Origin of the sequence: Mangrovivirga halotolerans, from assembly GCF_026241165.1 — a bacterium.
Classification (GTDB): Bacteria; Bacteroidota; Bacteroidia; order Cytophagales; family Cyclobacteriaceae; genus Mangrovivirga; species Mangrovivirga halotolerans.
Map to the genome: position 1 here is coordinate 187,767 of NZ_JAPFQN010000005.1, position 20,448 is coordinate 208,214.

At 33.7% G+C, this 20,448-nt stretch carries 17 protein-coding genes and 1 tRNA gene; 10 read left to right on the forward strand and 8 right to left on the reverse strand.

Annotation, left to right across the window (positions count from 1 at the left end):
- Window positions 1–43: 43 nt before the first annotated feature.
- Entirely contained in the window at window positions 44–328 is a 285-nt protein-coding gene (locus tag OO013_RS08695) for a hypothetical protein (RefSeq protein WP_266056411.1), read from the forward strand.
- Between the two features lie 27 nt (window positions 329–355).
- Here the strand turns inward: OO013_RS08695 and OO013_RS08700 are convergent, their stop codons facing one another.
- Window positions 356–2,737 carry a GAF domain-containing protein gene (locus OO013_RS08700; protein ID WP_266056412.1) on the reverse strand — a complete coding sequence of 794 codons (2,382 nt, stop codon included), beginning with the start codon at window positions 2,735–2,737 and terminating at the stop codon, window positions 356–358.
- A 162-nt stretch (window positions 2,738–2,899) separates the two neighbouring features.
- Here OO013_RS08700 and OO013_RS08705 point away from each other — a divergent pair, with 162 nt between their 5' ends.
- Window positions 2,900–4,009: an alkene reductase gene (locus tag OO013_RS08705; RefSeq protein ID WP_266056413.1), complete on the forward strand. Its 1,110-nt coding sequence runs from the start codon at window positions 2,900–2,902 to the stop codon at window positions 4,007–4,009.
- A gap of 126 nt (window positions 4,010–4,135) precedes the next feature.
- Window positions 4,136–6,310, forward strand: coding sequence for an FUSC family protein (locus OO013_RS08710; protein WP_266056414.1), 2,175 nt, complete (start codon window positions 4,136–4,138; stop codon window positions 6,308–6,310).
- Here OO013_RS08710 and OO013_RS08715 read toward each other — a convergent pair.
- The 4 genes from OO013_RS08715 to OO013_RS08730 are packed head-to-tail and all read right to left on the reverse strand — an operon-like array spanning window position 6,300 to window position 9,626.
- The gene (locus tag OO013_RS08715; protein ID WP_266056415.1) at window positions 6,300–6,581 is read right to left on the reverse strand and encodes a DUF427 domain-containing protein; all 282 of its coding nucleotides are present in this window, start codon (window positions 6,579–6,581) and stop codon (window positions 6,300–6,302) included. The genes OO013_RS08710 and OO013_RS08715 overlap by 11 nt on opposite strands.
- Before the next feature lie 3 nt (window positions 6,582–6,584).
- A complete protein-coding gene (locus OO013_RS08720; RefSeq protein WP_266056416.1) occupies window positions 6,585–7,550 on the reverse strand; it encodes an L-histidine N(alpha)-methyltransferase in 966 nt (321 codons plus the stop codon).
- Window positions 7,551–7,554: 4 nt separating this feature from the next.
- Window positions 7,555–8,742, reverse strand: a complete 1,188-nt coding sequence (gene egtB / locus OO013_RS08725; protein ID WP_266056417.1) for an ergothioneine biosynthesis protein EgtB — start codon at window positions 8,740–8,742, stop codon at window positions 7,555–7,557.
- Window positions 8,743–8,759: 17 nt separating this feature from the next.
- A complete protein-coding gene (locus OO013_RS08730; RefSeq protein ID WP_266056418.1) occupies window positions 8,760–9,626 on the reverse strand; it encodes a hypothetical protein in 867 nt (288 codons plus the stop codon).
- 183 nt (window positions 9,627–9,809) lie between these two features.
- Here OO013_RS08730 and OO013_RS08735 point away from each other — a divergent pair, with 183 nt between their 5' ends.
- The 6 genes from OO013_RS08735 (at window position 9,810) to OO013_RS08760 (ending at window position 17,702) form a co-directional block, all read left to right on the forward strand.
- Window positions 9,810–11,030, forward strand: coding sequence for a bifunctional alpha/beta hydrolase/OsmC family protein (locus tag OO013_RS08735; protein WP_266056419.1), 1,221 nt, complete (start codon window positions 9,810–9,812; stop codon window positions 11,028–11,030).
- Window positions 11,031–11,261: 231 nt separating this feature from the next.
- Window positions 11,262–11,335: transfer RNA gene (locus OO013_RS08740), tRNA-Arg, on the forward strand.
- Window positions 11,336–11,799: 464 nt separating this feature from the next.
- The gene (locus OO013_RS08745; protein ID WP_266056420.1) at window positions 11,800–14,745 is read left to right on the forward strand and encodes a SusC/RagA family TonB-linked outer membrane protein; all 2,946 of its coding nucleotides are present in this window, start codon (window positions 11,800–11,802) and stop codon (window positions 14,743–14,745) included.
- 11 nt (window positions 14,746–14,756) lie between these two features.
- Window positions 14,757–16,193, forward strand: a complete 1,437-nt coding sequence (locus OO013_RS08750; RefSeq protein ID WP_266056421.1) for a RagB/SusD family nutrient uptake outer membrane protein — start codon at window positions 14,757–14,759, stop codon at window positions 16,191–16,193.
- 7 nt (window positions 16,194–16,200) lie between these two features.
- Entirely contained in the window at window positions 16,201–16,968 is a 768-nt protein-coding gene (locus OO013_RS08755) for a hypothetical protein (protein WP_266056422.1), read from the forward strand.
- Between the two features lie 269 nt (window positions 16,969–17,237).
- A complete protein-coding gene (locus OO013_RS08760) occupies window positions 17,238–17,702 on the forward strand; it encodes an outer membrane insertion C- signal (RefSeq protein ID WP_266056423.1) in 465 nt (154 codons plus the stop codon).
- Between the two features lie 59 nt (window positions 17,703–17,761).
- Here OO013_RS08760 and OO013_RS08765 read toward each other — a convergent pair whose 3' ends face one another.
- From OO013_RS08765 to OO013_RS08775, 3 genes are all read right to left on the reverse strand, one after another.
- Window positions 17,762–18,478 carry a DUF3307 domain-containing protein gene (locus OO013_RS08765; protein ID WP_266056424.1) on the reverse strand — a complete coding sequence of 239 codons (717 nt, stop codon included), beginning with the start codon at window positions 18,476–18,478 and terminating at the stop codon, window positions 17,762–17,764.
- Complete coding sequence (locus tag OO013_RS08770) at window positions 18,478–19,089, reverse strand: SatD family protein (RefSeq protein WP_266056425.1); 612 nt, start codon at window positions 19,087–19,089, stop codon at window positions 18,478–18,480. Before OO013_RS08770 ends, OO013_RS08765 begins: the two co-directional genes overlap by 1 nt.
- 90 nt (window positions 19,090–19,179) lie before the next feature.
- Window positions 19,180–19,956: an FkbM family methyltransferase gene (locus OO013_RS08775; protein WP_266056426.1), complete on the reverse strand. Its 777-nt coding sequence runs from the start codon at window positions 19,954–19,956 to the stop codon at window positions 19,180–19,182.
- A gap of 109 nt (window positions 19,957–20,065) precedes the next feature.
- Here OO013_RS08775 and OO013_RS08780 point away from each other — a divergent pair, with 109 nt between their 5' ends.
- A complete protein-coding gene (locus OO013_RS08780; protein ID WP_266056427.1) occupies window positions 20,066–20,398 on the forward strand; it encodes a hypothetical protein in 333 nt (110 codons plus the stop codon).
- The last annotated feature ends 50 nt before the right edge of the window (window positions 20,399–20,448 follow it).

Genomic DNA, 20,448 nt, shown 5'->3' on the forward strand with positions numbered 1-20,448 from the left:
TATACTTGCATATAATTATTTATCAACATCAACTAAAACAATTATGAAAAGAAGTATTTTTCTATTTCTCGCCGGATTTTTTATTATTTCTTATTCTCTATTTGCTTCAGTTACTATCAGGTACACTAACAAAGACTCAAAGGATTATAATATGAGTGTAAAAATTGGTGGCAGTAGTACAAAGGTGAAATTTTCTGGAAGTGGTACCGGTTCTGTAACTATTCAGGGCGGATCTGATGAATGTGTAATCATGACATCATGTGGAAAAGTAGAAGTAAAAAGTGGTGATAGAATTACCATTCAAAATGGATGCATTAAAGTAAACTAAAAAAAGGGCTTAATGCCCTTTTCTTATTTAAACCTTTTCTTTAACTGATTTTTTGGGTTCTTTTCTTTTTTCAGGTTCCTTTTTCTTTAATGTAGCCCGAAGTGCTTTTAAGCCTTGAACCCCTTGTAAAGTATCAATTTCAAGATCTTCAATTTCCTCTTCAATCAGCCCAATCTCCTGGAAATAATTTAAATACTCTAAATACTCCTCCATATCTTCTGGTCTGCTATAAACCACGGCGATCTTACCCGGTTGCGTCAATCTTTCTCCCTTACCTTTGATCAATGCTTTATCAATTCTTTTTTTCATTATTTCATACCTGATGTTGTATGAACCTTCAACATCAAACTTTCGCTCATCTATTCTGAATTTTATGGTAAGTGGGTCGCTATGAACAAGAATCAATTGAGTTGTATCTAATTTATAAGACATCTCTTTTTTAAGATCAATAGTAATCTTACCCAACTCAATAAGTGTTCTTAGCTGCCAGAATCTTAAATTCTTAAGATAGATGTCATTGAATTCCCTGTCCTTGACAAGTGATTGGCCAATGTAAATATTATACTCAATTCCATCAGTTCGGTATTTCTCAAAATAATGAGGAAAAATATCCTGTGCTATTTTTTGTTCTTTTTCAATATAATCAGAAACTGTATCATTGATCAGTTGCATGCTTTCATCGAACGCTTGCTTCCTGGAATGAATCATTCCTGAAGATGCATTCAATTCATTGAAATAGGATTTGATTAGATCTGTTAAATCCGAGTATGTTTTACCTAAATGAGTCAATAGAGGAGTTATTTCTTCTACTAGAAACTCACTAATCCTTCTTTCGTCCTCAGGGATAAGCACATGTTTAATACCTGATCTCATTTTATTTAGTTGCCGGGCATATTTATCCAGGATGGGAAGATTGATCTTCTCTTTAGATTCATTAATAACTTTAACAGCTAAATTTAATTGCTCTTTGAGATCAATGTGAATGGATTTATTTCTCTCATTCGAAGACTCTCTGATATCAAGATTAGCATATAATGGATATACGTTCTTGAATTTAATATCAGGTACTGAAGGGTTATTTCCGTTTTCCCTTTGCATTAATAAATCTATTGCAGCTTCATTAAATTTCCATTCAACAACAGGTTGTATAGCCGTATAATTTGTTTTAATTATATTTCTCACATTATTTACGACAACATCTGCGCTTCTATGAAGAGCAAGGGCGATCACCGGAGTAACATGATCTAGTAAAGAAATCATGTTTTCATCAAGTACTTCTGTACTTTCCGAAGAAATTTCAAGCACACCCACTGGCTCATCGTCAAAAAACAATGGATATAATATAACCGAATTAATGTTAGTTTCTTTTAATCTTCCTAGGACAGGGTAATCACAAATAAAATCTTTAATATTTTGTATGTACTTCGGTACTTTTACATTGTCAAGTAGCTTAATCACTTCAGAATATTCTTCTTTACAATGACTGGAACATAACCTGCTGATCAAAAAGCTGTTGGCTAATCTCCTTTCAGATAAAAGCTGACGACCTTCAAAGTTTTGAAATGCAGCTATCCCAACATTGATATCTGCACAATTCAAAATACTTTTAACTGCCAATTGAATTTGAGACAGAAACTCAGGATCTGAAAAATCCTGATGAAGCATTAACTCATTTCTAAGATCAGAAATTCCTTCTGTCATTGTCAAATCTCGCAAGGTGATTACTGCAAATCCTTTAAATACAAAAAGATCCAAAGGAAGCTTTTCCATCCAGGTCTCAATATCATTTACAGAAGGTACCTTTCCACTGGTTATTTTCTGATTAAGGTTTGGACAAGTTTCTGCTTTGAGTTCAACATCCAGGAACCTGGAGTCAACATCAAATTGATAATATTTCATTAACCCTTTCGAATCAATAAATTTATATATAATCGGGGGAGAGGATTTAATCTCTTTATTAAAATATTTACCTAAAATGATCCTGTAGGCCTGAATAATCCTGGTTATGGTAATTTGCCTGACATCAAATTCTTCAGGTAATGTCATCTGGCCACTTTCATTTAGAAAGTTCAATTTAAATGCTTCAGATGAATAAAGAGGATCGAGTTCAAAAGGTAAACATATTGTATATAGCTGATCGGGTGAATGAGTACTTAATGGAAAAAGAGAACCAAGAATAATTTCAAATTCTTCTTCATTGTTTAATACGACATCCTTATCAAGATCGTCTCCTTGTAATTCAGGATTAGAAGCAATCCTGTCGTATATTTTTTGAAGTATCTTACTTCTTCCTGTATTGGGAGCAGTTTCTATTATTTCTTTCCATCTTTTTAATAATGGCTGAAAAGAAAGTTGTGATTCTACAGGAAAATCACCTTCCATTTTATCAATTAGTGCCTGAATTTCCATGGTGCGGTTCTTTCCTTATTTAACATGGATTGAAGTTTAAAGGTTACAAATATTCACAAAACTGATGCTATTGTTTTACTCCCGACATTTTACCTTTTAAATCCAGAATAAAATAAAACATGTTTAGACAATACACGTTTGAACAAATAAAAAGAAATAATTATGCAAAATATACAATCGTTACTAAAACCTTTAAACAAAACTTTAACCTTATCTAACAGGGTAGTGATGGCACCAATGACAAGGTCAAGGGCAGATAATGAAGGAAATATCCCCACTGACCTGATCGCTGAATACTACAAGCAAAGAGCCAGTGCTGGATTAATTATTTCTGAAGGGTCACCAATCTCTCCGAAAGCGGTTGGATATATTAATGTCCCGGGAATTTATACACAAAGACAAGTAGAAGGATGGAAAAAAATCACTGAAGCAGTTCATGAAAGAAAGGGGAAAATATTCCTTCAACTTTGGCATGTAGGAAGAATTTCACATCCGGATTTTCATAACGGTGATTTACCATTAGCTCCCTCAGCAATAAATCCAAATGAAAAATCATATACTCCCGAAGGGTTTAAAGAAACTGTCACTCCTAAAGAAATGACGATTGATGACATCAAAACCACAATCGAAGATTTTAAAAATGCTGCAGTAAATGCAATAAATGCGGGATTCGATGGTGTAGAAATCCACGCTTCAAATGGATACTTATTGCATCAATTCTTTTCTTCAACTTCAAATAAAAGAACGGATGAATACGGTGGTACCATTGAAAACAGATCTAAAATACTATTCGAAATTCTCGATGAGATAAAAAAAGAGATACCCGAACAAAAGATCGGAGTAAGGTTGAACCCATCATTACATGGGATTTTTGGAATGACTTTAAATGAAGATACTATACCGACATTCGATTATATAATAAATAAGTTAAATGATTATGACCTTGCATATTTACATCTGTCTGAACCATTTAACGATGTAAGCGAAATTCCACATGCTGAAACTCAAATAGCTAAACGCTACCGGCCAATTTACAAAGGCACGTTAATGATCAATGCTCATTTCGATCAGGAATCTGGTAATAAAGTTATAGAAGATGGTGATGCTGACCTGGTATCGTTTGGAAAATTATATATTTCAAATCCTGATCTGGTTGAGCGTTTTGAACAAGATGCACCATTAAATGATTATGATACCGATACCTTTTATACTCCGGGACCAAAAGGATACACTGATTATCCAATATTAGAAGAAGAATTGAATACTAAATAAATAGTGCAAATCGGTTGTGATTGAAAAGCGATCCAAAAACGGATCGCTTTTTTAATTGTATATAATAAGTGATAGATATTTTTATTTAGGTAGTTTGAACTAATTTTGAATATCAAAATAAGATTCTTGAGGAATATAGTTACAAAAAATATCAAATTTATTTTTAAAGGTGAATCAGCAATAAATGCATTCAGAATATTCGCCGGGGTTTATATTCCTGTTATTATTTTATTTGTACTGGGATTTAAGACAGAGGCGATCCAGTTTTTATTAGGCGGTTCCTTTATTTCAGCAGTAGATCTGAATATAAATTTTGTAAGTAAACTAAAATTATTTTTTGTTGCTTTCTTTTTATCACTGGGACTCCATTTGGGTGTCATTATGCTTTCCGATAATCCTGTAGCACTGAATATTTTTCTTTCAATTGCAATTTTCTTTTTAGCCTACATTGCAGCTTTTGATTTTAACATCGCAATGCTGTCATTTTCAGGCTACTTATCAATAATGCTGGGATTGAGTTTTTCAAACCGGCTCGAATCAGAAGAAGTTTTGAATCACTTTATAGGTGTTTCAGCAGGTGAAATACTGTATATAATCTATGCAATTATTGTTTACCAACTTTACAAGCCCTCATTGATAAACAAAAAACTGGCTGACCTTCTCAATTTGACCGCTGACTATTTTGATCTTCGATTGAAATACTTAAAATCAGGAGAGGTAAATGAGGAAGAAGTCTTGTATAACCTTGCTCAATTTCAGTCAGGATTAAATCCAAAATATGATGAGATCAGGGATTTATTACTAAAAGAAAGGATGGATCTTTTTAGATCTGAAAGGCATTATGAACGTTCTTTATTTATTTTCATAGAACTAATAGAAATGTTTGAGCTTGCATTAATCACTCATTTCGATCCTAAAAAATACAGATCATTAAAATCGGAATTTCCTGGTGTAAAGGCCTTGGAAAGGGTGGTAGGCAAAATGCCTGAAATACTCAGAAACACATCTGTTTGTATCAAAAAAGGTAAATTAACTTCTTTTGAGAAACCTGAATTTCATCAGGAAATGGAATCTCTTGAGATAGAATTATCAAGGGCAAAATCCATTGCATTGAAAGCTGACAAACCAGTAGCGGATTATAGATTCATCAATCGGTTTAATATTTACCTCAACCATCAAATTAAAAAGATATCCCGCATCACTCTGCTAGCTGCCGGTGAAAGAGAAAAAGTTGATATGGATTTTGATCCTGGTCGGGTTGATAAATTCATACCTCCAAGAAAACTGAGCGTCGACGCCTTTCTTTCTAATTTAACCCTGGATTCTAGTTATTTCAGGTATGCTTTGAGAATGGCCGTCACTTCCGTAATCGGATATGTACTGGCTGGATTTTTAGATTTCCAAAATCCAAACTGGGTATTACTTACCATTCTGGTAATTATGAAACCAGGATATAGTATCACCAAAAACCGATTAACTCAAAGAATTATCGGTACAATTATAGGAGCTTTAATAGTTCTTCCCTTAACTTTTTTGAAAATAAACCCTCTAATTGGTATCCTTTTAATGGGAATTGCATTCTTTTTTGCTTTTAACTTTTTACCGAGGGATTATGTGAAAGCAACCTTATTTTTCACTTTGTTTGTGTTGCTTCTTTTTGGGGTTCTTACCGGACTAAATACTGAAATAATCTTCTACAGGGTTATTGATACAGTCTTTGGAGGGATATTATGTTTTATATCTATCAGGGTACTTTTTCCCTTCTGGGAACATAAAAGCATGCCGGTTTTCATTAATGAGTTATGGCAATCAAATAAAAATTTCGCATTTTATATATTACACTCCTTATCACAGGAATCAATAGATAAAACTACTTACAGAGAACTCAGGAAGGATACTTATGTAAAGATGTCAAATGTGATCTCATCATATAACAGGCTAATTACTGATCCCGCTGAAAAAAGAAAAATAGAAAGTAATAGCTATAAGTTGATTATGAATAATTACGCATTCATGATTTTAGCATCCTCTATTGGAGTTTATCTTATTCACCTGGATAAAAAAGAGTACTTATTGTCGAAAATAACTCCATTTTTAGATGATCTCAAATCTGTTTTATCTTCTGCTAATGCACTAAATATTGATGAATCACAAAAACAAATCGAAATTGTAATTCCGGAGATCGAAGAAGAACTTCAACAAATCGATACGCCAGCTTTACATACCAGATTTATTATCGATCAATTAATGAAATTGAAAAAGCTAAGTGAATCAATTTCTGTTTCTTTTGTTAATCAGTAATCTCGACACCATTCCAAAATGCCACATAATCCTTTATATCTGAAGCTGCATCTTTTGGGTCTGGATAATACCATGCCGCATCCTCGTTTGTATTACCCTCAACATTAATATTATAATAATGCGCCGTACCTTTCCAAGGGCATTTTGAAGTGGTATAAGACTCCGCCAGGTATTCATCATTTACTGAAGAAGGGGGGAAGTAATGATTTCCCTCTACAACTTTTGTATTATCGCTTTTAGCAATAACCTTCCCTTTCCAAACTGCTTTCATAATTTATTTCTTAAATATTATGTTACAGAAATACTTTTTACGATCAAAATATTTTCGATATATCTTCAATCCTGCTTTTTCAGCCATTTTACTGATCATGTCCAAATCATATTTTTGACTGATTTCCGTATATATTAATTCCCACTGATCAAAAACTATTTTCTCATCAAGAACTCCAAAATAAACTTCCTGATCTTCCTGGCTTACCAGATAACTTTTTGCTTCACCAGTTTCAGGATTATAAAATGGATAGTGGTCAAATTTAGATATATCAAAATCTGCATCTAACTCAGTATTCAATCTTTCTAAAAGGTTAAGATTAAACGCCCGGGTTATTCCCTGTGAATCATCATAAGCTAACTGTATTTGTCTTGGATCTTTTTTGAGATCAAAACCAACAAATAATTCATCTTCGGTTCTTAATCGCTTACTTAATTCCGTAATGAAATCAGTAGCACCTTCCAGCGTGAAATTTCCGATATTCCCCCCCATAAATAACAGCACTCTTTTTTTACTATCCTTTTTATCAAGATCATCTAGAGCATCATAAAAACTTTTTGGTTTAGGGAGGACTGTTAAATCCGGTAACCTTTTGCTCAGTCTATTTTTTAAATCACCCAGCACATCTGAAGAAATGTCAATAGGAATATATCGAAAATCAGCATTCTGAACACAAAAATGTCTTAAAAGGATTTCCGTTTTAGTTCCATCACCAGCCCCAAGCTCAACCAAGTCAAACTTTTTGTCCTTTCCTTTAAAATCTTCGAGAAAATTATCCCTGTTATTTTCTATAATTTCTTTTTCAGTGTCTGTCAGGTAATATTCAGGCATTCGCATTATCTGCTGAAAAAGTTTATCTCCTTTTTTATCATAAAATAGCCAACTAGGCAGTGACTTTTCTTTTGCTTTTAGACCATCTAAAACGGCCGTAGCCACCGCTTCATTGTAAGTTTTCGTGATTGTTTCCATAGGTTTATTTACATAATCTGATACCCGTAAACTGCCATTGCAGATGTGGGTGAAAAAAATTTCTGTAAGTTTTTCTGGCATGACCTGGAGAGGTAGCAACTGATGCACCTCTTAATACCATCTGATTGATCATGAATTTACCATTGTACTCCCCGACAGCACCCTCGGCCTTTGCAAAGCCAGGATAGGGCAGGTAAGCAGATGAAGTATGTTCCCATCTCCAGCCCCAATCAAAATGTTCAGATGCAACTTCCCATTCAAATTCAGTTGGTAACCTCATTCCTTTCCATTCTGCAAATGCTGCCGCCTCGTAATGACTTATATGTGTAACCGGTTCGTGAGGATTTAATGCATGTAACCCTTGCATTGAATATCTAAACCATCCATCATTATTTTTATGCCAATACAAGGGCTTATTTAAACCAGTCTCTTGTATAAATGCCCATGCATCACTATACCACCACCGATGATCTTCATAGCCTCCATCTTCTATAAATTCCAGGTATTCGGCATTTGTAACTAGTCCTTTGCGTACCTTGAAATTTTCCAAATAAACTTTATGCCTGTTAAATTCATTGTCATATCCAAATCCGATCCCGTCATGCCCAATCTCATACAACCCTTCATCGACCTCAACCCATCCGCCCGAAGGAGAATACCTTGCGCACTCATCAAACTGGGGATTATAAGCCGGGAATAAAGGGTTATGACCTAAAACATATTTAATATCGGTAAGTAATAATTCCTGATGCTGCTGTTCGTGATTCAGACCAATTTCCAGAAGTTCTATATTTTCTTCTGAAAAATCCTCCAGAAATTCACTCATCCTGTCATCGACATATTTCCTGTAATCAAAAATCAGATCAACACCAGGACGGGTTATATTACCCCGCTCAGATCTGATCATTTTTTCACCTACAGCTTCATAATATGAATTAAAAAGAAATGCAAAATCAGGATGAAACCTTTTATATCCTTTTTGAAATTTAGCCAGGATGAATTCTTCAAAAAACCAGGTAGTATGTGCCAAATGCCATTTCGTGGGACTAACATATTCTACAGGCTGAACTACAAAGTCTTCTTTGTTTAATGGTTCAATTAATTCCATAGACTTATCTCTGACATTCATATATCTGTCCTTTAAAGAAATAAGACTATTTTCTTTGGGGTCGATAGTAGATTGATAGTGCATAAAATAAATACTAATAATCAGACGATTTGTTTATTAATACCAGCTGCATTCATGATCTGGTCAATGCCCTGCTCAAAGAAAGACCAGGTATAATTAAATTGTGCTTCTGAACCGGTATTACTTAACACCAATGATAAAGGCAAAAGGTACCCAGTGTATTCATTCGAATTTTTTGATATTGCATTATGATCTTCAAGGTCATTAACTTTAAAATCTGAAGCTTTATTTTCATCGAAATAATTTAGATAAAAATAAGGTTCATTAACCATATGATCAGCAATTGCTAATCCTGCTCCAATTGACTTTAAGATCTTTTCATTTTCAACCTTCAAAGGAATAATTAAACCTGAATCAAAGTGATGTGGCCATATTCTAACCTCAGAAGCTCCTGCAAATAATGCGGCCAGTTTATGAAGCACAAGGTCTGCATTAGACCGGCAATCGGCCCAATGGCTGAGGAATTTTCTTTTAGGTTTATCGATATGTTCATCACTATCTATTTCATAAGGTAGTGAATACTCATCTGAAGGTACATAATGCGATCCGATTAGCCCTGCAGCAATTAGTAAATGCTTCATCAGATCTTCCAGTTCACCATAAGTAAGGTCCTCAGGCATTACAATAGAATGATGGCTACGGGCTTCCACCTTGTATTTGAATTCAGGCAGGTTGAAAGTTACACGAACACCTTCTTCTGTTCGCCTGCCAACAAGAGTAGAACTATTTTTATCCCATCCCAGATTTGTGTGACTATAATCTTTCCTGGGTTTCAGATAGTTCTGTCCAACTCTTGAAACAAACTGGCTTAATTTATGTAAAGTAACAATTGAATTATTCAGACTTTCAGTATGTACTATATTCAAACTATGCCATTCGTCAGTCATGTATGTGGTTTTTGGTTATTTTCTATAATTTAAGATAAATAGATGTTAGCTCCGAGTATTATACCATTAAATCTCTGTTAAAACCTTTTAATGTCTTTATTCTGACAATATTAAAAAATCCATTCCCAATACGTGATTCAGACAACTCAACTGATTATCTTAATGAACTAAAACTGCTCAAATATGAAATCTCAATATGTCACTTTCACCAATGAAGCTGAAAATGTTCTTGCGGCAAGATTTACAGCTCCTATTGGTGTAAAAGATTATCACACAGCTATTTTTGCTCATTGTTTTACTTGCAATAAAAATTTTAAGGCAGTAAAACAGATCGCTGAGGCAATGACTCGCCGGGGCTTTGGGGTTTTGCAAATAGATTTCACAGGACTTGGATCCAGTAAAGGTAATTTTGAAGATACCAGTTTCAGCACTAATGTTGAGGATCTTGTTGCCGGTGCAGATTGGCTAAGGGAAAACCATGAAGCGCCCTCTATATTAGTAGGTCATTCTTTAGGTGGTGCTGCTGTAATTTATGCTGCTGATAAAATAAAAGAGGTTCAAGCCGTGGCAACTATCGGCGCTCCTTCAGATCCTGAGCATGTTTCTAATTTGTTTGACGAAAGTATGGATGAGATCATGGAAAAAGGATTTGCTAATGTTGACATAGGAGGAAGGCCTTTTACTATTAAAAAGGAATTTATCGAAGACTTACAAAATAAAAGACTGGATGGTGTATTGAAAAATCAGAAAAATAAGGCATTTCTGTTTTTACATTCCCCGCAAGACAAGATTGTAGAGATAGCCCATGCCAGGAAATTATATGAAGCCGCCCATCATCCTAAAAGCTTTTTAAGCCTGGATGGGGCTGATCATTTGCTGACTGATAACGAGGATTCTGAATATGTAGGAGAGGTAATTGGTGCCTGGGCTAAAAGATATTTACCTCCAAAAGAAAAAGTAGAAAAAGGAGATGAGCAGCATATTCAAATAAGACTTTCAGATGACGATGGGTATGCTACAGAAATAATCGATAAAAAGCACCGCTGGATTGCTGATGAACCAGAAGATGTTGGAGGGACGGACCTGGGGCCAACTCCATATGCGTTGTTATCATCTGCACTCGGAGCATGTACAGCCATGACCTTAAAAATGTATGCTGAAAGAAAAGAATGGAATCTTGAAGAAATTAACATTGAGATCGAACACGATAAAACCCATGCCGAAGACTGTGAACATGATGAGGATAAAAAAGCAAAAATAGATCGTTTTAGGCGGCGAATATCAATCAAAGGAAATCTCGATGATAAACAATTAAAGAGGTTAGGGGAGATCGCTGACAAATGCCCTGTTCATAAAACACTGACTACAAAATCAAAAATTGAAACGGATATCGAACTTGAGTGATCATTTCTTCTGTAAGATTAAAAAATATCCTCTCAGACTTTATTTTTTAGGTTTATTTAATCTTGGGTTGAAAGATAGAATCGTCCTGAATAAAAAATTATGTAAATTTATTTTACTGAATATCAGAAAGAAGTGAGTAGTTGGATAAAATTCTTTGAGATAGGGTTTGCCTAAATGTAATAAGCGATTATATTTGCACCGCGAAACACAGAAAAACGCAACTAAAAAGAAGGTCTCATAGCTCAACTGGATAGAGCAACTGCCTTCTAAGCAGTAGGTTCCAGGTTCGAGTCCTGGTGGGATCACAAAAAGCTTCGATTTTTTAATCGGAGCTTTTTGTTTTTATACTCTATTTAAAAACTACTCCAAAAAACTCTTCAAAATACTTTCAATTAGCAAGGGTTGAAATTTTCCTTCATCAGATAGTTAGATAAATAGAATCTTTTTTTAAAAATATTTTAAAAAACATTACACACTCATTCTAAATATTCACAATTCTTTAAATCTGTACATTTTTACTCTGGCTAATCACTTAAAAACCAAATAAATGTAAATATTCTATTGACTTATTTAATAATTCAATTACTTTTGCGTCGTTTCCAAACTAAAATGATAATTTTTTCAGTTTAAAAATTATACACAAGGCTTAAATTTTTGTCGTTCAACCAAATAGAATATTAATACAATACATTAATATTTATTTTTTCACCAAAAACATACATACATTTTTATGTGTGTTTTGGATAACCAAAACAAATTTTTTTAGATCATGTACAGATTACTGGTATTGATTTTTCTGTCATTTATACTGACAACAGAAGTTAGCGGACAGAATAAAGTAATTACAGGGACAGTTACCGACCAGGATAACGAACCAATCCCCGGAGTGAATGTTATTATTAGAGGAACAGCACAAGGTACTGTTACTGATGTTAATGGTAACTATAAGTTAGCGATGCCTCCTGGCTATCCCATCCTGGTATTTTCATTTGTTGGTTTTATGAATGAAGAAGTCAGGGTTACTACTGAGAACACAGTAGATGTCTCTCTTTATCCGGACATTCAATCACTTACTGAATTAGTTATTACAGGTTATACCACTGAAAAGCTTGATAGGCTTTCCGGTTCAGTAGGAACAGTAGAATCCAAACAAATGGAGGATATTCCTATCCCTTCATTTGACCAGGTATTACAGGGTAAGACCGCTGGTCTTTACATTAGTTCAGGTTCTGGTCAACCCGGTTCTTCTGCCACGGTAAGACTTCGAGGCTCAGGTTCTATTGGTGCCGGAAACACTCCTTTATACATTCTGGATAATGTACCAATATCAGCTGGGGAATTCTCTACCTTGAATGTTAATGATTTCGAAAGTATATCCGTTCTTAAAGACGCTTCAGCTACTGCAATTTATGGTTCCAGAGGATCAAACGGAGTAATAGTTATTACTTCAAAAAGTGGTAAAAAGAATTCGGCTAGCCTTACCTATAGAATGCAGTATGGATTTAGTCAACAAGCAAGAGAGCGATTTGAAATGATGAATACTCAAGAAAAAATCGCATTTGAACAATATATTGGTGAAGGATTTGCAGGTGAACTTGATCCTAATAATGCTGTTGATAGAAAAATACTTGAACAATATAAAAGAACGAATACGAATTGGAAGGATATATTTATCAGAAAGGGTAAGCTGCAAAGTCACGAGTTAGCATTTAGTGGTGGTGGTGAAAAAACAACTTTTTACACTTCACTAGCATATCTAAATCAAGAGGGTCAAGCCATAAAGTCTGATTTAGAAAGGTATACTTTACGATTAAATCTTTCTTCAAATGCAATAGAAAATCTAAAAATTGATTTTAATAGTTCATTTGGATACAGTAATTCCAATGTAATACCTTCTGAGGGTCAAACTTCAATTATAAACCCGTTTGCAGTAGTTTATTGGGCTAATCCATATATTACTCCATATGATGAAAATGGAGATTATAATACTGGAGTTGGCTTAACAGGGCCTAATACCTTGGAAATCATTAATGAAGGGCAAAGAACAAATGATCAAATCAAATCAGTAGTTTCTACTTCGGCTCAATATAACCTGGCAGAACCACTTTATATTAAAACAACATTTGGAATAGACTTTACACAAACAAATTTCGAGAGATTTAACTCTCCTGATAGTTATCTTTATGAAAATTCAGGAGGATCGTTTAGCCAAAGTCAGTTTCAGGATTTTAGTTACATTTGGACTAATTTACTTGGTTATAGTAAGAATTTTAAAGACCATTTTATTGAAATCACGCTCGGTCATGAAATTTTTGCCAATTCAATAAATAGTTTCGGATATACCGGGTATGGTATTAACCCCAAATTACCTGGGACACCTGAAGGTGTTTCTCCGGGAGCAGATGGTATAAATATCCCTGAAATAGAAGGATTTAAGGAAGGCAATTCTCTTCATTCATTATTTGCGATTGCTAACTATTCCATTAAGGATAAATATAACTTAAAAGCGAGTATAAGGAGAGATGGTTCTTCAAGATTTGGAGTAAATAATAGATTTGCGATATTTTGGTCAGTTGGTGCTTCCTGGAATATCAAGGAAGAAGCATTTCTTATCAATTCACAATTACTAAGCGGTTTAAAAATCAGAGCATCATACGGTACAGTAGGCAACCAATCTGGAATCGACAATTTCCAATCATTGGGTACTTATAGTCCTGTTTCTTATGGGTCAAATCAAGGTAACGGTATCTTATATGCTGGAAATCCTGATTTAAAATGGGAGGTTTCTAACCAGGCCAACCTGGGTATAGATTTCAGCTTCTTAAATGATAAAATATTCGGTAATATCGATTTATATAATATTATCACTTCTGATTTATTTGTTCAATATCAATTATCCAGAACTACAGGGTTCGAATCTATCCGAAGCAATGAGGGAAAAATGAGCAACAAGGGTATAGAGTTGACTTTAAATGCAGATATTTTAACAATTGGTGATTTCATCTGGACAGTAGGAGGGAATATCGCCTATAATAAAAATGAAATACTTGATCTGGGACAAGTAACAGAATTTGAACGTGGAACAAGTATTGTTAAGGAAGGACTCCCGTTAGGCACGCATTATATCACCGAATGGGCAGGGGTTAACCCTTCTAACGGAGAACCATTATATGTTGGACAGAATGGCGAAATAACTAATAATTATGATGCTGCCGGACCAAAAGCAATTTTTGGAACCTCACAAGCACCCCTTACAGGAGGCTTTTTCTCAACACTATCTTTCAAAGGATTAAAGCTTGATGGATTTTTCACTTTCACTTCTGGATATTCAAGGTTTAACAACCAATTGTTTTTTAGCGAAAATCCCAATTTCATAACTTCCAATCTTTCAAAAAAGATGACTACAATGTGGAAGGAGCCTGGTGATATTACAGAAATCCAAAGTTACCAATATGAAAGACAATTTTCATCTAAGGATATAGAAGACGCTTCATTCTTAAGATTGAGAAATGTCAGACTTTCATATTCCTTTTCAGAAAAGTTAATTGAGCAAACCAAAGGAATTTTTAAGGGACTTGAAATCTATGTACAAGGTCAAAACCTTTTCACATGGACAGAATTCACTGGCTTCGATCCGGAAGACGACAACAATATAGCTCAATTTGAATATCCGGCTTCTAAGGTTTACTCAGTGGGTTTAAGTGTTAAATTTTAATGACCAAGGAAATGAGAAAATACTATAAATACATAATTGCGATATTATTATTGTCTTCGGGTTGTGAAAGCATTTTGGATGTAGAACCAACGGATATCATAATCGAGGATCAGGCTTTTAAATCATTAAGAGACGTTGAAGCAGGCGCCATTGCTGCTTATGGCTTTGTCTCTGAAGAAAACATTATTGAATTTAGTTCTCTGGCTAGTGATGATGTGCTTAGACCATCAACGAATAGTGGTCATGGTGTTCAAATAAACTCATGGGCTTACGTGGCTTCAAATAACGAGGCTGCTGATTTATGGTATAATGCTTATAGATCTATTGCTCAGGCAAACAGGGTTCTCTATTCAATTGATCAGTTAATCAATAATGGTGAAATTAAAAATGACGAGATTTCAAGCGCCAATCACTTGAAATCAGAAATGCTTGCCCTCAGGGCTCACCAACATCTAAATTTATACAGGGCCATGGGCGAAAAATATGGTAATGACGCCTTAGCGGTTCCTTATATGGATCTTGAAGATAATAATAACAACAATCGTCCGGATGGTTTAGAAACAGATTTAAAACCTGCAAGATTGAAATGTCCTGAATTTTTTGAAGAACTGTTTGATGATATTGACCAGGCTCTTCAAAATATAACAATTGAAACTGTTAATTCTCAAAACATATACAGGTTTAACTATTATGCAATTAAAGCTTTGGAAGCTCGTGCTGCCCTTTATAGTGAAAAATATGATCGCGCAATAAATGCTTCTAATGACGTGATCAATAATGTTGATCTATGCTCTTTTAATGACTATGAAAACTTGTGGTTAGATTCAGAATCTTCCGGGGTTCTATTTAAATTAAATAGAACTGTAAATGACGACTTCATAGGTAGAATTTGGACTTTCAATTTAACAGATATTTCATTTGCACCATCAAATGAACTTGTCGACCTTTTAAGTCCATATGATATTAGATACTATACTACATTCTACAAGCCTGAAAATGGAGAAAGAATAGTTTATAAATACCCGGGAAAAGTAGGTGGCTATTGGTTTCTAAATGATGTGAAAGTTTATCGTGTTTCTGAAATGTATCTTATCCGGGCTGAAGCAAGTCTGAAAAAGATTAACATTGATATTGATCAGGCAAATGAAGACTTAATGTCACTAAGGAATGAGCGGATCTATCTCTATAATCATAATACCATTAATGATAAAGATCAATTAATCAATGAAATTCTTCTTGAAAGACGAAAAGAATTTGCCTACGAAGGACACAGATTTTTTGATTTGAAAAGAAATCAATTGCCATTAGAAAGATCACCTCTTGATTGTGGGGGATCAATACCATGCGAATTGGAGGCAGGTAATTTCAGATTTAATTTACCAATACCTCAAGAAGAAGTTTTTGCAAATAAAAATATTCAACAAAATCCGGGTTACGGTCAAAATTGATATTATCATGATGAAATATACGAGATTTTTTATATTCCTAATACTTTTTGCACTATGTGCCTGTGAAGAAAATTATAATTTCTATGAAGGCCCATCAATTGCACATTTTGCTCAACCAGAATATGACTATTATGTGAATGCCCAGGAGGACCCATATCTTCTCCCTGTGTATCTTACTAAAGTTAGCTCCGTTGATAAATCCTACACAGTTGAACTAGATTTAGAAAACACAAATGCTGATCCTGATACGGATTTTAGTTTTGATCCACAGGTTAATATACCCGCAGGAGAATTAAAAGGATATGTTAGTGTCATAGGAAATTTTGATAGCCTGATCTCTTTTACTACAAAAAAGGTTGCGTTCAAATTAACTAGTGAAGAAGGTAAAAGTGCATTTAGAAATTCAACATCCTTAAATCTTCATAAGTTTTGTGAATATTCTCTTAATGACCTATCCGGAAATTATAGCTTTAAACTTTCTCAAAACTCAGCTCCCTATCAGGTTAGCTTAACTCCTGGTATAAATCAATTAATAGCTAAAGATTTATACGCTCCGGGATACGATATAAGAATTTATATTACCATGATTGATCAGGTAACATATGAAGTAAGTATTCCAAAGCAATTAGCATTGGAAGATAATTCCGGTGAAATCTACGTGAAAGGATCCGGAAGCTTGAATACTTGTGGAAAAATATTAACAACACAGGTGTTTACTGATAGTGAAAACAATGAAATTCAGACAACTCTATCAGAATTTATTAAAATCCAGTAATACCAAAAGTTAAAATCTAACTTAAATGTTAATCAAGGGCTAACTTATTTATATAGTTAGCCCTTCTTGTTTTATAATGATTTATCCCTTTCTAATAATGAATACTAAAACTTTATGTTTATAACAAAAACAATTTAATTAATTAGGAGTTTTTAAAGAATAAATATTAAAATATACATGTTTGAATTAAAAAAATTCATATATTTAATATAGAGGTCTTTTAGCTTATGGACTGATTTTCACTACACATTCAACAAAATTAATTAGTTATGAAAAAAGTTTTATTTGTATTTGCCTTCATATTCGGAACAGTTTTCATTGGTCAAAGCCAGGAACTTGGTGTGCGTTTTGGAGGTAGAGGTTCAGGCAACGAAGGTAGCGCTGCAGTAGATGTAGTATTTGCCACCGGAAAATTCAATAGAATCCATGCGAATCTTTCATTTGGAAATGATGGAGTAGGTATTGATGCACTATGGGATTTAATCTACAGAAAACTAGGAGGTGAGGCATTCATGTGGTATGTAGGTGTGGGTCCTTACACTGTTTTTGGTGATGATTTCGAACTCGGTGGAGCAGGTGAGATCGGTCTGGAATACAGATTTAATATCCCTATAGCCATAGGGGTCGATTGGAGACCTTATTTTGAGTTAATCGATGATACGGATTTTAACGCCGGGGGATTTGGTGTGAATATAAGGTATGTGTTTGGAGGTGAAGGGGGAAGAAACAGATAAAAAAATTAACTACCACCACTATACATAAAAGCATGAACAAATCAGTTCATGCTTTTTAATTATATAATATTGACAAAATAATTATAAAACAGACCACCAATAAAAGCCAATCCAAAGCTAATAAGAGTCCCTATCAAGACGTACTCTGTAAGTTTTCGGCTTCTGGCCTCCTTTAAATCTCCAAATCTCAGAATGGATTTAGCCGCTATTAAAAAACCAACACCTTCCCAGTGATTAGTGACCACAAAAATAAAAACAAATAATCTCTCAAGTATTCCGATTATTTTACCAGCATTACTCAAAGATTTATTTGGATCTGAATTTGCCTCAGGAGTAAAAGGTTTTATTAATTCTTTTACAATAACACCACTAACATTTGAAATAAATAAAATTACAACGATCAGTAATAAAGCAGAATTTAAATCAATATCATTAAAATTTAATACTTTAGGATTTACATAATAAGCTAATAGAACTATCACGATGATATGTAAAAGCTGATCAATAATAAACAGGAGGGGAGATTTAAAATATTTACTTGAATAAATTTTCCCAAGATCAATCAAATAATGACTAATCATTACTAATATGGGTATCCACCAATAAAAAGGATCTATAAATAAAACTACAGATGCTAAAACACCATGAATTAGAATGTGTATGTATAGCCTGGATGAGAATATCTTCTCTTTTAATTTATGGATTGTCCATGATTTTGGTTGTAACAAAAAATCACCCATAAAATGAGAGGTTAGTAACCACAAAAATAAAGTCATTAATTCTTAAGTTTTTGGTTGAAGTATTTTCTATAATATTGATCCAGTTTAATAATTTGATCGTAACCTGCCCTGGTTAGTCGTTCGCTAATCCGGCCCTGACTAATTTGTAGTTTTTCAGCTAATTGCTTCTGAGTTTCAACTTGATTTGATAAAAAATAATAAACAGCCTCTGCACTATTTTGTGACCACCTGTCAATAGTAAGCAAACCAAGCTCAATCATAAGGTTAATTGTATCATCAAATTCCTTATTCCCAGATCTGATTGCTAATGTTTCATTCTTTAACTCATCAAGCAACCTTCCGGAATAAACAAATGCTTCTCCGTTAGATTCTGATATAGATTCTCCTGAATATTCTTTTTCACCAATTCCAAGTGCCATTCTAACATTAATGTCTGCCTTAAAAATTAATAAGGATTTTAATATTAACATTGTTGAAAGTCCTTCTTCAGGATCCACCTCTAATTGAAAACTGTCTCCACTATAAATATCCCAACTGTTTTTAGAAATGCTCAAATTGGATAGCTGAGATTTCAAAACATCAAGCCACTTTGGATTTGATAAATCTCTTTCTGATCTTATTATATCACCTGTAATTATCCCTGTCATATTCTTTATAAAAATATCTGTTTTAAAGCATATATCCAAATAAATCTGTTATTAAACAGATATTCATAGTTATCTGCCTAAATGCAGATATTATCTTGATAAGGTAACTATATCAGGCCTTAGACGGGTTTTTACCAGGTGGAAACCTTCCTTTATTAATAGTTTAATTAAGTCATCTTTGCCGATACCTGTGTTTTGATGAAATTCAAGAATTATCTTATTAATTAAATCTATTTTACCACTATTTATTAATTCATTGATAACCATATTCTCAGATCCTTCAATATCGATTTTTAACAGGTCTACTGCTTTTTCTCCTATAAAATCCGATAATCTGACGGCATTAACTATTATCTGTTTATTCTTTGTATTTTCTCTAACTAAACTAGCATTCAAAAAAGGATTACTCTCAGGAATATATAAAGTGACATCTCCTGATTTAAAACTTAGGGCAGCATTAACAGGGGTAATATTATAAAGTTTGTTAACTATAATATTCTGATTCAAAAAAGTAAATAAATCCGGATTGGCTTCAAAACAGAGAATTTCACTATCTGGATAAATTGATTTGAAGTATAAAGTAGCTATTCCAATATTGGCACCACAATCAATAATAAATGGATCCTTTGTATCAAATTCGAAAAAATATGTTTTCTCTAAGAAAATCTCGTTTATCAAATTTATTACCAATGGAACATCAGGTGTCTGAATGTTGAAATTTTTATAGTATAGTGTAAGATCACGACAAGTCTTCCTATTTTTCCAGGAGTAATAATAAAGGCGAGACAGATCATAAAAATCAGAAACCATGTTACCAGTCTTTGAATTTATGGATCTGTAAATTATTTCTTTCAATGATCTAATCATAATGCATTTAATAGCAATTATATTAAGAATACTTAATATTCAAAATATATTATACTCTACAATATTATATTACTTTACCGTCTTTCCCTAATAATTAATAACTTGCAATATGTCTGAATTAGCAAAAAAAGATCTTCGTGACCTCTCTAAATTACTGAGAAAAGATTTGGCAATGGATGCCTCTCAGATCAATTTAAAGAAACAATATAGTCTGGAGAAACTTCATGATATTCTTTCGGAACAAATAGAGCGATTGCTGGATGAAGATCCTGCCTACCTTGTTAATTTACTCTATCGTATAGATGTTCCTGAAATCAAATTCAAAAGAGCCCTTGAGGCTCCGGGAATGATGGCTAAGTCTGAACAACTAGCATCTATGGTAATAGAGCGTGAACTCAAAAAAATTGAAACACGGAAAAGATTTTCACACCTGGCTGAATAAAAATCAGTTTTATTTCTGACAAACCTCAGTATAACAATTTGAAGGTCTGC